The organism is Reinekea sp. G2M2-21, assembly GCF_015687175.1.
Classification (GTDB): Bacteria; Pseudomonadota; Gammaproteobacteria; order Pseudomonadales; family Natronospirillaceae; genus Reinekea.
In genome coordinates, this window is sequence record NZ_JADPQG010000004.1 from 392,398 (window position 1) to 407,013 (window position 14,616).

Genomic DNA, 14,616 nt, shown 5'->3' on the forward strand with positions numbered 1-14,616 from the left:
TTAGTATTGGCCGCCGTTGCTGGATTCAGAGCCGTGGCCCAATGCTGCCAGTAAATTATTCAATAAACTGCTGGCGCCGAAGCGGAAATGGTCGGTGTTGACCCAGTCTTCACCCATGATGGTGCGCGCGATATCCAGATACAGTGCCGCATCTTCTGCGTTGCGGACGCCACCCGCCGCCTTGAAACCAACGTCTTTACCGCTGTCTTTAATTGCGCTTAACATGATGCGGGCGGCTTCTGGCGTCGCGTTAACCGGTACTTTACCGGTACTGGTTTTAATAAAATCGGCACCAGCGGCGATCGAGATATCAGACGCTTGTCTAATCAACTCGTCACTGTTTAATTCACCGCTTTCGATAATCACTTTCAGTAGAACGGCATCGCCACAGGCTTGCTTGCATTGGGCCACAAGATCGTGTCCGGTTGTTGTATCACCGTCCATCAGTGCCCGATACGGAAATACGACGTCTACCTCATGGGCGCCTTCGGCAACAGCCGATTTGGTTTCCGCAACGGCGCGGTCAATATCGGTAGAGCCATGCGGGAAGTTTGTTACGGTCGCCACTTTTACGCCATGCAGGCCTAATTGTGCCAGAGCTTTGCGAGCTGTACTGATAAACGCAGGATAAACGCATACTGCAGCAGGCGAACCTTCAGGGGTATTTGCCTGAGCGCACAGTTGGCTGATGACTGCGGCTGTATCATCCTCATTGAGAGATGTCAGATCCATTAGAGACAATGCCAGGCGGGCTTCTTCTTGTAACTTTGTCATATTCTTGTCCGTTAGGTCAGTTTTTTCAGTATTCTAGGGGCTTACCATATTTAACTCAATGATTTAAGCAGACTTCGATGAACATTTCGCCGTCACCGAGTCGTAACGGAAGCGTAATTACAGGCCCTGGGCCCTGATGCTGGATTTCATGTTGCTGACCGGTCAACAGTTTCGGGCGTGACAGACTGAATTGATAGCCCTTTTCGGCAAGACGTCTTTTGGCGCCGCCACATACCATATTGGTGATTTCCCCGACCAGGTCGACCGTTGAATCGTCCAACTCGCTCAGGTTTTCACCAAGCATACGCTCATAAATCAGCAGAAGAGCTGCTTTACTGAACGAAATGGCTAACGAGCCAATGTACAGAGGTCCATTCAGTTCTATATAGCCGGTGACTTCACCCTGCGCGATTTTGCCATGCTTCAGTGCAGGCGCACCTATAACCGCGGTTAACTGGGCCATGCTGTTGGTCACATCCAACGTGGCTTCCAGAAACGGGTTGATAATACCAACATCCATAATTTTCAAAGTTTCGATGAGTTACTGCTAAAGTTAGTTTAAATCTGGCAAAATGCCGGGTTCAAACATCGATTGATTTCAGCTCAATCCGAGCTATTTTTTTTTGTGGAGAATATTGGGTGAATTACCGGTCCCGGTTAAAACAGTATGTGGTGGTCAGTGTCGTACTTTGGTTGTTGGCTTTGAGTCTGGTGGGTTATTTGACTTTCCAAAGTCTAATGTTGCCGTTGTGGGTTGGCTTAATAGTATTGTTAGTTGCAGCAGCGGCCGTGAGCCTGATGGCCATCAATCAATCGCAACTCCATGTGGCAGAAGTGAATAAACAACACAGTCGGACCAAACGTTTGGTACAGGAACATCAACTGAAAATTGATCGTTTCGAATATGACGCGAAAAAATCCGGTGAGATTCGACGGATCGTGTTGAATTCGACACAGGAGAAAGACCATTCGTTACGCAATATGGCGCAGGCACTGGACCACGTGATGAATGAAATTGTTGAACTGACGGAAAACACAGACGAGGAAGCACTCGGGCTTATCCGAACCCGTGCCGAAGGCATGAAGCGATATGCCGCTGATTTACAAGCGCTGGCGAAACTGGAATTAAAATCCGAAATTCCGGTTCGAGATGAACTCGATTTCATTAAGGAATTGAACACCTTGAGTGAAGGTTGGTCGGCTCTTGCCAAAATGCGTAAAATAAAAATCAAGTTGGACAACCCGGAAGATCAGATTCCCTTGTATTCTGATCTGAATTGGATTGACAATCTGTTAAGCCGTGTCGTTCAAGCATTGCTGCGCATGAACGAAAACACGGTGCTGCATTTGCATTTGATCGGATATTTGGATGCCGAAATGGGGGATGCGTTACGCATTGGTTTCAGCATTGATGGCCGTCAGTTTTCGGAACAACAACTTAAGCATCTGATGACCGAATATGTGTCTATTATCGAAGATGGGCAGGAAGTCGGTCCTGGTTTGTCTTTCGTAGTCGCTCGGCGTATGGCTCAAATGCTGAATGGCACGATTGATATTGATAACAGCGCCCGGGGTGTTGAAGTGCTGGTGGTACTGCCGAGAAACCCAGAAGAGGCGGATCGACATGACGAGATGACCTATAACTGACGCTGGCAACTTATCTGGCGAGCGTCAAAACTCGTCATTTATTAGCGCAATAATTAAAAAAAGCCCCTGAAAAGGGGCTTTTTTAGCTTTAATCCGCGACCTTAACGGCCTTCAGATTGTTGAAGGTTGGTGTTATCCACTTGATCTCCTTCGGCCAATTTTTTGGCGTGTCGATTGGGTAAAAACCGATAATGTTTTCTTCGTGTTCACTGTAATCTTCGCCCATTCCCTTTCCTATTTGATGAATTGTCAGTGAATGACGTTCGTCTCCAAGAATGCGATTGTTATAAAACCGCCTGAAACCATCCAGACTGATTTTATCGACCTCATTGGCGATCCGTAATCGGGTATTAAAATGACTGTTGTTTTCCAAAATGTTACTCCAGTAACGGCTGCTCAACTCGAACAGGTTTTTATCCGGTTCCGTTAATGTGGTTACCAGTCCCTGCTTGTACGCCTCAAATGTGGGTTCGTTCATGTCCGAAATCGCTTGGGCGTATCGACTGAGGAATCGATCAGAGTAAAGTTGCAACAAAGCGGGGTCTGTTGTTGGTGATTGCACATACAGAATCAGCCCGGGCATGCCATCCATCGGATAAGCACGAGCCAGGACGATATAACCTAACTGTTCTTTGGTACGCAATTCGGCAAAGTAGGGCGCACTCATCGCTTCAGCCAATAAAGCGTAAAGTGCACGCTCGCGTAAGCTTGAATTCAGACCCTGGTGAAATTGCAGGAACGCAGAGTCCGCATGATCAATATTCATCCGGTCTATGTAATTCTTATTGTCGATCTTGGCAATCTTGCGATAGGCCGACTGAGTTCCCTGTTGTGGGATGACGGCATCGACTCTATCCGCCAGCGTTTTGGCCTGAGCTTCGAGCATGTTGCCGTGGATTAACATGGTCAGCTTGGCGTTGGTCAGTAACCCCGTTCGCACGTCCAGCAGCTGTTGCGCGTTGAGCTTTTCCACGGCTTTGATTTGGTCACTCAAACTGAAACTATTGGACACCATCCATTCGTTTACGCGGCGGATGACCTGATTGATGACTGGGTCTTCACTGCCATTGCGTAACCGTCGCAAATATTCTTCCCGCTTAATGGCGAAACGTTCCGGTTCAATGCGGTGCTCAACCAGTTCCAGGATCAGTGTATCCAATAGGAGCCCCAGTTTGTTCTGATACCCATACAGGCGAATTTGAACGCCCCGATCCGTCAGACTGATGCCATAGCCGGAACCGGCTAATCCGGCTTGGTAGCGAACTTCATTCAAGGCATCGTTAACCAATTCTATGTACAGGTTCAACGCAACGGCATTGGCAACCGATTCATTGCCGATGTTGGATTCTAACAACAGGTTGATGTCCGTCTTTGGTGTTTTGAATTCATCGTCCTGTTCGAACCAAACAACTCGATTGTCCCCGGTGGCGACTAATTGTGGGTTGTACTTGTATAGAATCGACTCTTCACGTTCGAGCGGTTGAACGGTCAGCTCTGTTGGTACAAAAGGGTTAGGTTCCGGTAATTTTAACTCTGCTGTTTGGGATGGGTTGCGCCAGCTCGCGACGGCGTTTCCAGTTAAGGCAGAAGTTGTGTATGGGGTATTGTAGTATTCACTTTCCTGCTTGGTTTTGGCATCCGGATGGACCAAAACAACCAGGGCGTTGTCGGGTTTCAACTGTGCCAAAATCTGCTGAATAGGGTCCGCCTGAAACTCCCCTAAATGATAAGGGCCAGACAAAATTTGCTGAGCAGGGTAATAGCGCAAGCGTTCAGCCAGTCTTACAGCAGTCGATGCTGGTGCGACTTTTTCGGCGAATTGGAAAGAGATCTGATTGATGTTTTTTTGTTCTTCGAATATCCACGGTTGTACGCCTTCGGTGCTAATCAGTTCTATCTCGCTGAATAGGAGTTCTGCAACGGCTTGCCAGTTTTTCAGTCCGTCAGGGGTTAATTCGATCTGAATATCAAAGGTTGTATTAGAGTGTGTCACTTCGCTGCCGCCTGCCATCAGATTCTCAGCCCAACCTTTTTCTTTCAGTACCGACAGTAAGGAGCCTGTCGACTCATGACCGAGCAAATGTCTAACATATTGGTGGGGTTTTAAGTCGAGTTGATCAGCTGTTCCGGATATTGGGAAACGGAACTCCAAACGGCGCATTTCACGACGTGGTTTTATTTCGACCAGCATCGGTAGGGTGTTCGAATCAAATATCGGTTGCAGATAGCGCTGTTCATCGGAGTCAACATCTCGAATACCCGAGAAATAGGTTTCCACCATCGCTTCCAGTGTTGCGATATCCTGTGGACCGACAAGCGCGACGGACATGTTTCCGGCCACATAATATTGGCGGAAAAAAGCCTGTAAACGATCCCGAATATCGGGAGCGTTTAACGTGACCAGGTTACCGATGGCCAGTTTCGAGGCTGGGTGTTGGGCTGACACCAGTTCGCGGATGACATCTTCGATACGACGCTCGTCATTCTGCAGCGACGCGGAATACTCAGAATGCACCGCGTTCTGCTCACGTTCCGAAAATTCAGGGTCAAATAAAGGGGCAATAAAGAATTGTGAAAAACGATCCAGCGCCGGTTCCAACTGATCCGCATTAATATCGAAATAGTAGAGCGTGTTCTCGTTGCTGGTATAGGCGTTATCGCTGCCACCGTTCTGTTCGATGAAGGTTTGGTAACCGTCGACTTCCGGGTACTTCTCCGTGCCCAGAAACAGCATGTGTTCAAGAAAATGCGCCATCCCCTGCACGTCCGTCGGATTTGCCCAAGAACCGGTAAATACATTTAATGCCGCCGCAGACTTATCGGAACTCGGGTCGGAAACCAAAACGGCTTTCAGGCCATTCTTCAGGGTAACGGTTTTAAAGACACGTTGTTCGAAGTTGCTGATGTCAATGTTCGATGGGTTTACCTCTGGTTTTTGTTTGCTGTTTAACCAGTAGCTGCCCGCACCCAGGGCAGTAGCGACCAAAATGACCACTAAGGCGAGCGTTACGCCTCGTTTCATAGCTGAATCCTCGAAAATGTATCTTATTGAAAAACGGCTAGTTTACCGAGGGTGGGGTAGTTACACCAGCCAGAAGCACTTCCTCGCTGTATGCTACGGCGGTTATGGCTGGAGATTTACAAAATTGGCCTTATAGTGGTGGCAAAGAATGTATTGAGGTATCTATGCAACAGCCATCCGTGAATATTGTAGACGTCACCGAAGCTAATTTTCAGCAGGTGATGGTCGAGGAATCCTCTCAACGCCTAGTCTTGTTGGATTTCTGGGCTGATTGGTGCGCACCCTGCAAAGCGCTGACTCCGGTATTGGAAAAACTAGCCCATGAGTTCAATGGTCAAATTCTACTGGCAAAAATTAACGCAGATGAACAACAGAATATTGTGGCGCAATTCGGAATTCGCAGTTTACCTACCGTAGCCATTGTTAAGAATGGTCAACCAATTGATGCCTTTCAGGGGGCAGAACCCGAAAGTGCTATTCGTGAACGCTTACAGCAACACTTGCCAGCACCCTGGGAAGCTGGTGTACGCGAAGCACAGGCGCTAGCCGCTGAACAGAAGTTTGACGAGGCGCTGGTTCTGTTGCGTGAGGCGTATACTGTGAGTGGTGAATTGTATGAGATTGGCCTGATGATGGCCGATTGTTATCTGCATCTGAAGCGCGTGAAAGACGCCGAGGTCCTGCTGCAGAGCGCTACCATGGAGCAGCAGCTGCACCCACACTACAAGGAGCTGATGTCTCGATTGGAGCTGATGTTGGAAGCGGCAGATACGCCAGCCATTCTGGAGTTGCAGGCAAAGTTGGCTGATGATCCGGATAATCTCGAACTGAAATACGAGTTGTCCATTCAACTGAGTCAGGCTGAGCGAATTGAAGAGTCACTGCAAACTATTCTGGAAGTTTTGCAGCGAGATAAAAATTATAAAGAAGGCGCTGCCCGGAAAACCATGCTGGATATAATCAGCAGCTTAGGCAAGGGCGACCCTCTAGCCGCTAAATATCAACGGAAATTGTTTACGTTGTTGTACTAACAGTCAGTCATGTCAGTGTGATTGGGCGACCTATTGGTCGCCCTTTTTCGTATCAGGTATTTACACGCGTACCGATTGAGTAGCCAGCTTTCCGGATCGGCAAACTGCGAATTCGCTCGCCGGTGGCGGCAAAGATAGCGTTCGTCAGCGCTGGCGCAATGGGGGGGGTCGCGGGCTCACCAACGCCGCCAGGAGCGTCACCGCTGGGCAGAAGTTTGACCACAATATTGGGCGTTTGATACATCCTGAGCATCGGATAAGTGTCAAAATTTTTCTGTACGTTTTCCCCGTTTTTGAAATTAATCTCCCCTTCCGCTGCGGCAACCAGTCCGAAAATCATGCCGCCTTCCATTTGCGCTTCAACGGTATCCGGATTCACGACAATGCCGCTATCTATCACAATGGTGACTTTGTGTAATGTAATCACTTTATTGTCATCAATCGTCAGATCAACGACCTGTGCAACGTAGGAGCCAAATGATTTGTGAAATGCCACACCTTGATGGACGTTGCTTCGACCCCAGTTCGCCAAATCAGCCGCGGTGCTTAACACTTTTTTTGCTCGCTCATCGTGCATGGTATTAAGACGGTACTGCACGGGGTCCTGTCCAGCAAGATGCGCCAGTTCGTCGATGACGCTTTCGGTGAAAAACGCGGAATAGCTGTTTCCGACACTGCGCCAGAATCCCACCGGGACGGGCAACTTTGATTTCAGATACTCAAAATCCGGTTCAAGCACGTAAGGAACTTCCTTCATTCCCTCTACCGCAACCGGGTCATCGATGATTCGGGTAAACGGGACCCAGCTGATAAAACCGGGCGCAAAGAGTTTAAAGATGCGCTCGAAAATTGAAGGGCTGGCCAACTGATTATGCCAGGCAATCGGCAAACCTTTTTCGTCAACACCGATTCGGTACCGCGTGAGTGCGGTGGGTCGGTAGAAGTCGTTGCTGGTATCTTCTTCGCGGGACCAAACCAGCTTGATGGGTTTGCCGGTAGCCTGGGCGATTTCGATGGTCTCCGCAACGAAATCGATTTCACCCCGTCGGCCGAAGCCACCACCCAAGTAGGTCAGATGCACATGTATCTGTTCTTGTTTGAGATCGGTCAGTTTTTCTGCAATCTGACCCGTGAGCGATTGTGATTGGCTGGGCACCCAGATGTCGCATCGATCTTCAGTTAGCTTTACCGTGCAATTCATTGGCTCCAGCGTTGAGTGGGCCAGATAGGGCACTTCATATTCGAAGTCGTGTGTTTTTGCGGCGCCTTTGATGGTCGGCAAGGGTTCATCATCAAGTTGTTGCACCAAATGCGCTTTGACCGCAGCATCGTCCAGATCGATTTCGCCGCCGGCAAAGGTTGCCTTCAGCGCCGCAATCCCCATTTTGGCGTGCCAATACGTATCAGCAACGACCGCAATTGCATGTTCGAGTAACACAACGTCTTCAACGCCTTTAATGGCCAGCGCGGCCTGCTTATCGAATGTGTCGACAGTTGCGTTCAGGACGGGTGCGTGCTGAATGGTTGCTACCTTGAGCCCGTCGAAATTCACGTCAATACCGAATTCAGCACTGCCTTCGGTTTTTGGTGGCGTGTCCATTCGTGGTACTGACTTGCCAATGAGCTGATGCTCGCTTAGGGGCTTTAAGCTGACGTCTTCGGGTGCATCCAATGCCGACGCTTCAGTGACGAGTTCGCCAAACGAAAGTCGTTCACCGTTGGCATTGAAAACATAACCATTGTCGATGCGTAGGGCTGAAGGATCAGTATTCCAACGGTTGGCTGCAGCTTGCAAAAACATGTGCCGGGCCGTTGCACCTACTTTGCGTAGTGGTTTCCAATAGCCGGAAATCGTCGTTGATCCACCAGTCATTTGCATACGGAAAGTGGGATTGTTGAATGCCTTATTCCACGGTGCTGTTTTTACGCTGATATTTTGCCAATCGCAGCCGAGCTCTTCAGAAATCAGCATTGCGCAGGACGTATTTACACCTTGACCCATCTCCGCTGCCGGTACCGTGATCTGGATGTGGTTGTCGCTGGCGACGCTGAGCCAAAGCTGGTTGTCGATGGTTTCAGACTCGCCGGGTTGTACGATCACCTGACCATTGGAGCTGCAGCCAATCAACAGTGATACCCCTGTTAGCGCCGCGGATGACTGCAAAAATTGGCGTCGGGAAAGCGTGTTCATACGTTGGCTCCTTTTGTCTCCAGATTTGCTGCCGCGTTGTTCCACAATTCAGACGCGCGATGCACTGCTTTGCGGATGCGCGGGTAGGTACCGCAACGACAGATGTTCATCATTTGAATGTTTATATCCTCATCGCTGGGATTTGGGTTTTGGCTCAATAAGCTCACCGCAGATAAAATCTGACCTGACTGGCAATAGCCACATTGGGGCACTTCGAGTTCCTGCCAAGCTTGTTGAACGGGGTGATCGTTGGCTTCACTCAAGCCTTCGATGGTGGTTATATCCAGCCCTTCCGCCGCAGACACAGGAAACACACAGGTTCGCGTTGCCTGTCCGTTAATCAGCATGGTACAAGCGCCACACTGTGCGATACCGCAACCAAACTTGGTCCCGGTTAAGCCAAGATTCTCCCGGACCACCCAGAGCAAAGGTGTATCGGGTTCAACATCGACAGTCATGGTTTTACCATTCACGTTAAGTGAGATCATAGTGCTCTTCCTTTTCTTTATTCGAGTTGATGAGTTCTTGCATCGTGGTTAGATCCTGCGGGGTATCCAGATCCCACCGAGCATTTTTTACGGCAACCACATGACAGCGTTGTTCGTGTAATAATTTTTGAGCACCTTTAGTGCCGGAAAGCGTGCTTAACTGTTGGCGGAAATGCGCTGGAAAAAGAACCGGTGGACCGGTGTATTTGAGATCTTTAGCGACTTGGATCTGCTTGCCATCCCACTGTTGCATAAACTCATATAAAGCTTTGCCAGTGAGGCGCCATTGGTCAATCAACAGGATAAGATAGCCTTTGGACGGTGGTACGATATTTGAAACACCAAACGCGATGGAATTTCCCAACCCTTGTTGCCAGTCGGGACAGTGCAATAGGTTGACACCCTGTGGAATTGATTCGTTAGGAGACCAACAACCTGTCACTAGACTGACCGGGCAGTTCAACGACAAAGCCTTGTCGAGCGTATGACGCCACAGGGGTTTATCGTGCACAGCAATGTTTTGTTTGGCTACCCCTAAGCGTGAGGAGGCACCGGCGGCAGGAATCACTATGTGCACATCGCTTTGCTGGGAGGGTGTCATGTCAGTTGCTCTTCTTTTTATGGGTAAAACGACATTTAGTACGTACTTAGTTTACAGATGGATGAGGTCATGTGAACGTTTCAAACATTTATTAACCCCATCGGCGTCCAAAGCCGTGACAGTGGCTTCAGAATAGAGCGAATTTAGGTAGATGCAACGGCTTTTCAACTTGGATTTTAACTAGGGCAACTCTGATTAATGCAAATCACCTCAGTCCTATCAGATTGAAGGATGAGCGAGGCGTGTGTCGCCGAGAATGGCAAGTCCTTTTAAAAACACACAACAATGCTCAGTCATCGATCTGAAGGGCCCGAAGGGCGGACCTGAAATGCCAAATTTCTTTGTTAAGTCCTTTGCCAAGATAATGAATATGGTCCGTAGAACTTGCCTCGAAATTTGCCCATTTCTACACCCGCTGAGGTAGATAGCAATTACTCAGAGTTGCCCTCGCGTTTCAGAAATACTCTTGATTTTGTCGGCGTCGATAAACCAGCATCAGAATAATCATGCACAGAATGGCGATGAGAGCGCCGACAAAAACTGCTTTGAACGTGAGAACCTGGGCAATAATACCCGTCAACGACGTTCCAATAACGGAGCCGGTTTTTAACAGGTTGCTGTAAAGAGCCGACGCTGTGCCAGTTTGCCCGGGCATCAGGTCCTGGATGATAGTTATTCCCAGACCGGCAAAAATACCAAAATAAATACCGTTAAATACCTGAATAGCAATCAAAGACCAGAAGGTCGTAACGCATAACGTTGCTGTGTAAAAAATGGCGCCGCTGGTTGCAGCAATCAGCAAGAGTTTGATTTTTCCAAAACGAGCGCTCCAACGACCAACCATAAGCATAAACGGGATTTCAAGCCCTGCGGTCAGCCCCATTAAAATACCCGCGGTATAACCTGGCAATTCGGTTTCATTGACCAAATACAGTGGAATTGCTGTGATATAAAGACTGTTGGCCAAAAAACCGAAGGCCATGGCAACACTCATCAGCCAAAGGGCTGCAGAATAAACGGGCTTTCTGACAGGTGTGTTTTGAGCATGCTCAGGGGTTGCGCTGTCTTTTGTGTTAGATGGCTGCGCATTTAAATCCGGCAGTGCAACATAGCCAAAGATCAACACAATTACGGCAAGAACCGTTGCCACTAGGAAGGACGCTTGGAAGCCAAATGCGTCAACCAGCAGAAATGCGATAGGTGGTCCGACGATCCAGGCAGCGGACATCAGGGAGCGCATTTTTGAGTTGATGCTAACCGCGGCTTTACCCTGGCGGTCAGCGTACCAGCGAATAATGGTGAAGAGCTGGGGTTGGGCGGCACTGGCGATGCCCATCAGTAAGATGCCGACCAGAAGAACTTGCCAGAACGCGTTGGCGTTGGCGTAGATAAAGGTGGCGAAGACAAGGGCACTGGTCGCAACCAAAAAGATTTTTTTTGCGTTCATGCCTCGGTCCGTTCGATGCCCGAGGAACTGGCTGACTACAATGCCGCTAATGGTCATAGCGATGGTATAAAGCCCGACATACATCGGTTGCACGGATAAGCCTTCAATGAGGAACAGGCCCATAACCGGTAAGACAAAACTCATTCCTAACCCGGTTATAAACGCAACCACAGGCAAGGCAAAACTTGGAGACATTTTCATAGTGTTCCGGTTTAACAGTGGCACAGCGCAGCAATCTGCATATCGCGTTTAATCGATGCAGACAGAAAACGGGTTACTCGCCAAGAAAGATTTTAGTTTAGATCAGAATAGAGGCGGCGGTAAGTCACTCTGGTAGGTGACTTGAATGAAAGCGCGTGGCCTGATGCTCGCAATAACTCGTGCACAGGCCAGTCCATCTGCTGTCAACGGACACACATTCTGGCAAACATATTTTATTGACGCTCCAATAACGGGCGCAAATATTTTCCGGTGACGGATTTTTTGTCTAAAGCAACATCTTCTGGCGAACCCGTAGAGACAATCTTGCCACCTTTAACGCCGCCTTCGGGTCCAAGATCGATAATCCAGTCGCCAGTTTTAACCACATCCAGATTATGCTCAATCACGACGACAGTATTACCGTTGTCCCTTAACCGATGCAGTACCTCAAGCAATTGCTTAATGTCATGGAAGTGAAGGCCTGTTGTCGGTTCATCCAGAATATACAACGTGCTGCCGGTGTCTCGCTTAGACAGCTCACGAGCCAGTTTTACCCGCTGAGCCTCACCGCCGGACAAAGTTGTCGCGCTTTGCCCTAATTTGACATAGGACAGACCAACATCGGTCAACGTTTGTAGTTTGCGTTGCAGGGCTGGTATGGCATCAAAAAATTGCAGACCATCTTCAATGGTCATATCCAGAACTTCATGGATATTTTTCCCCTTGTAACGAATCTCGAGTGTTTCCCGGTTGTAACGTTTGCCGCTGCACACATCGCAGGGAACATAAATATCCGCCAGAAAATGCATCTCTACTTTAATAAGACCGTCGCCCTGGCAAGCTTCGCAGCGGCCGCCTTTGACGTTAAAGCTGAAGCGACCAGGGGCATAGCCTCGCGAACGTGATTCCTGAGTGGCCGCAAACAAATCCCGTATGGCGGTAAAAATGCCGGTGTACGTAGCCGGATTAGAACGCGGTGTGCGTCCGATTGGGCTTTGGTCAATATCGACGACTTTGTCAAAGTGTTGAAGACCCTCAATAGTTTTATGTGGAGCGGCCGTTAAGGTTGTCGCTTTATTCAGTGCGGTTGCCGCTAATGGGTATAGAGTCTGATTGATCAGCGTCGATTTTCCAGAACCTGAAACACCCGTGATACATGTAAACAGCCCGACCGGAATCGACAGATCAACATTCTGTAAGTTATTTCCATTTGCGCCGCGCACAACTAACTGTCGTTTTGGGTCATTAACCGCACGTTCAGTGGGGACAGCAATTTTCTTTTTGCCACTGAGGTATTGGCCGGTAAGGGAGTTTTTCGTTTTCATGATTTTTTCTGGTGTACCAGAAGCGATAATCTCACCACCATGGACGCCAGCGCCTGGTCCAATGTCCAGAACCCAGTCTGCCATCCGAATAGCGTCCTCATCGTGTTCAACCACCAGCACGCTGTTTCCCAGGTCCCGCAAATCGGTCAAGGTTTTTAACAGGCGATCATTATCGCGTTGATGCAGGCCGATGGATGGTTCGTCAAGAATATACATAACGCCGACCAAGCCGGCACCAATCTGGCTGGCCAGGCGGATACGTTGCGTTTCGCCGCCTGAGAGCGTATCGGCACTGCGGTCGAGACTCAGGTAGTCCAAACCAACGTTTTCGAGGAAGCTCAATCGTTGCAGAATTTCGCGAAGGATTTTTTCTGCGATCTGCGCTTTGTTACCAGACAATTGCAGCGAGTGATAATAACGGACGGCGTCGGCAATCGACATGCGCGTAACTTCAGGCAAGGTTACACCGTCGACAAAAACATGACGCGAACTTTCTTTCAACCGACTGCCATGGCAAGCAGGGCAATGTTGTTCCGCCAAATACTTCGATAACTCTTCGCGAACAGAGTTGCTGTCCGTTTCTCGGTAGCGCCGTTCCATATTCGGAATGACGCCTTCAAAGGTGTGCGTGCGGCTATAAACGGCACCACGGCTATTGACATAATTAAAGTCTATTTCGACATCCCCAGAGCCCTCTAAAACGGCCTTCTGGAATTTTTTCGGTAGCTTCTCAAACGGTTTGTCCAGATCCACGTTAAAGTGCTCAGCCAAAGAATTCAGCTGACTGAAATAATAGACAGCCCGCCGATCCCACCCGGCGATGGCGCCTTCTGCCAATGTCAGTTGCACGTCTCGCACAACTTTATTTCGGTCAAAATATTGCTTTAAACCTAAACCGTCGCATTCTTCGCAAGCGCCAGCAGGGTTGTTGAATGAAAACATTCGCGGTTCGAGTTCGGCAATCGCGTAGCCACAGATTGGGCAGGCAAACTTATTTGAAAACAGTAGGTCTTCGCCGTCGCCATCCATCCATGCAACTTGAGCAATTCCGCCAGACAACGTTAAGCAGGTTTCGAACGATTCTGCCAAACGCAATTGAATATCGTCGCGGGCTTTGAAGCGATCAACCACCGCTTCAATGCTGTGCTTCTTGCGTTTATCCAGTTCAGGAACTTCGTCCAGATCCATCACGGTGCCATCAACGCGCACGCGGACAAAACCTTGTGCTTTTAGCTCATTAAAAATGTGTAAATGCTCACCTTTGCGATCTCTGATCAGTGGTGCGAGCATCATCAGTTTGCTGCCTTCCGGCAGCGCAATCACCTGGTCGACCATTTGACTGATGGTCTGTGCTTCCAACGGTTCACCGTGCTCAGGACAACGCGGCTCGCCGACTCGAGCATAAAGCAGACGTAGATAGTCGTAAATTTCAGTGGTGGTTCCAACGGTTGAGCGTGGGTTGTGACTGGTGGTTTTCTGTTCGATAGATATGGCAGGCGATAGGCCTTCGATGTGGTCTACATCTGGTTTTTCCATCATCGACAGGAATTGTCGGGCATAGGTCGATAGCGATTCAACGTAACGCCGCTGTCCTTCCGCGTACAGGGTATCGAAAGCAAGTGAGGATTTACCCGACCCGGATAGGCCGGTAATAACAACCAGCTTATCTCGTGGAATGTCGATGGAAATGTTCTTCAGGTTGTGGGTACGGGCACCCTGGACGGAAATTTTGTCCATGTCATCCTCAAATTTGGCGAAAACAAAAGCGCAAAGAAAGCATAATTCGGCAATAAGATCCAGCGGCACAGACTTGTCTGCTGCAGAAAGTCTGCGCCGCCTAATTCAGATTGGCAGCAAGCTGGGGTGTCATACTGACAAATCTGAAGTTT

At 49.0% G+C, this 14,616-nt stretch carries 10 protein-coding genes; 2 read left to right on the plus strand and 8 right to left on the minus strand.

Features of this window, described 5'->3' with window-relative positions:
* Both deoC and IYN85_RS16925 read right to left on the minus strand, forming a co-directional pair.
* Positions 1-774 (minus strand): deoxyribose-phosphate aldolase, encoded by a 774-nt coding sequence (gene deoC, locus IYN85_RS16920; protein ID WP_196160096.1) that lies wholly within the window; start codon positions 772-774, stop codon positions 1-3.
* 55 nt (positions 775-829) lie between these two features.
* Positions 830-1,294, minus strand: a complete 465-nt coding sequence (locus tag IYN85_RS16925; protein ID WP_196160097.1) for a chemotaxis protein CheX — start codon at positions 1,292-1,294, stop codon at positions 830-832.
* A gap of 119 nt (positions 1,295-1,413) precedes the next feature.
* On the opposite strand from IYN85_RS16925, the gene IYN85_RS16930 reads away from it, so the two are divergent.
* Positions 1,414-2,421: a HAMP domain-containing sensor histidine kinase gene (locus tag IYN85_RS16930; RefSeq protein WP_196160098.1), complete on the plus strand. Its 1,008-nt coding sequence runs from the start codon at positions 1,414-1,416 to the stop codon at positions 2,419-2,421.
* Between the two features lie 88 nt (positions 2,422-2,509).
* On the opposite strand, the gene IYN85_RS16935 is transcribed toward IYN85_RS16930, so the two are convergent.
* Positions 2,510-5,443 (minus strand): insulinase family protein, encoded by a 2,934-nt coding sequence (locus IYN85_RS16935; RefSeq protein WP_196160099.1) that lies wholly within the window; start codon positions 5,441-5,443, stop codon positions 2,510-2,512.
* 164 nt (positions 5,444-5,607) lie between these two features.
* Between IYN85_RS16935 and trxA the strand changes: the two genes are divergently transcribed.
* The gene (trxA, locus tag IYN85_RS16940) at positions 5,608-6,474 is read left to right on the plus strand and encodes a thioredoxin (RefSeq protein ID WP_196160100.1); all 867 of its coding nucleotides are present in this window, start codon (positions 5,608-5,610) and stop codon (positions 6,472-6,474) included.
* A 52-nt stretch (positions 6,475-6,526) separates the two neighbouring features.
* On the opposite strand, the gene IYN85_RS16945 is transcribed toward trxA, so the two are convergent.
* The 5 genes from IYN85_RS16945 to uvrA form a co-directional block, all read right to left on the minus strand.
* On the minus strand, positions 6,527-8,665 hold the full coding sequence (locus IYN85_RS16945; RefSeq protein WP_196160101.1) for a molybdopterin cofactor-binding domain-containing protein: 2,139 nt from the start codon (positions 8,663-8,665) through the stop codon (positions 6,527-6,529).
* On the minus strand, positions 8,662-9,153 hold the full coding sequence (locus IYN85_RS16950) for a (2Fe-2S)-binding protein (RefSeq protein WP_196160102.1): 492 nt from the start codon (positions 9,151-9,153) through the stop codon (positions 8,662-8,664). The genes IYN85_RS16945 and IYN85_RS16950 overlap by 4 nt, the downstream gene beginning before the upstream one ends.
* On the minus strand, positions 9,140-9,754 hold the full coding sequence (locus IYN85_RS16955; protein WP_196160103.1) for an NTP transferase domain-containing protein: 615 nt from the start codon (positions 9,752-9,754) through the stop codon (positions 9,140-9,142). The genes IYN85_RS16950 and IYN85_RS16955 overlap by 14 nt, the downstream gene beginning before the upstream one ends.
* A gap of 454 nt (positions 9,755-10,208) precedes the next feature.
* The gene (locus IYN85_RS16960; protein WP_196160104.1) at positions 10,209-11,402 is read right to left on the minus strand and encodes a sugar efflux transporter; all 1,194 of its coding nucleotides are present in this window, start codon (positions 11,400-11,402) and stop codon (positions 10,209-10,211) included.
* A gap of 233 nt (positions 11,403-11,635) precedes the next feature.
* Positions 11,636-14,464, minus strand: coding sequence for an excinuclease ABC subunit UvrA (uvrA, locus tag IYN85_RS16965; protein ID WP_196160105.1), 2,829 nt, complete (start codon positions 14,462-14,464; stop codon positions 11,636-11,638).
* Positions 14,465-14,616: the final 152 nt, after the last annotated feature.

Excerpts from the sequence above, each read along its gene's own strand:
- trxA (WP_196160100.1), top strand. The coding sequence starts at position 5,608 with ATGCAACAGCCATCCGTGAATATTGTAGACGTCACCGAAGCTAATTTT.
- IYN85_RS16950 (WP_196160102.1), bottom strand. The coding sequence starts at position 9,153 with ATGATCTCACTTAACGTGAATGGTAAAACCATGACTGTCGATGTTGAA.
- deoC (WP_196160096.1), bottom strand. The coding sequence starts at position 774 with ATGACAAAGTTACAAGAAGAAGCCCGCCTGGCATTGTCTCTAATGGAT.
- IYN85_RS16935 (WP_196160099.1), bottom strand. The coding sequence starts at position 5,443 with ATGAAACGAGGCGTAACGCTCGCCTTAGTGGTCATTTTGGTCGCTACT.
- IYN85_RS16945 (WP_196160101.1), bottom strand. The coding sequence starts at position 8,665 with ATGAACACGCTTTCCCGACGCCAATTTTTGCAGTCATCCGCGGCGCTA.
- IYN85_RS16955 (WP_196160103.1), bottom strand. The coding sequence starts at position 9,754 with ATGACACCCTCCCAGCAAAGCGATGTGCACATAGTGATTCCTGCCGCC.
- IYN85_RS16960 (WP_196160104.1), bottom strand. The coding sequence starts at position 11,402 with ATGAAAATGTCTCCAAGTTTTGCCTTGCCTGTGGTTGCGTTTATAACC.
- uvrA (WP_196160105.1), bottom strand. The coding sequence starts at position 14,464 with ATGGACAAAATTTCCGTCCAGGGTGCCCGTACCCACAACCTGAAGAAC.
- IYN85_RS16925 (WP_196160097.1), bottom strand. The coding sequence starts at position 1,294 with ATGGATGTTGGTATTATCAACCCGTTTCTGGAAGCCACGTTGGATGTG.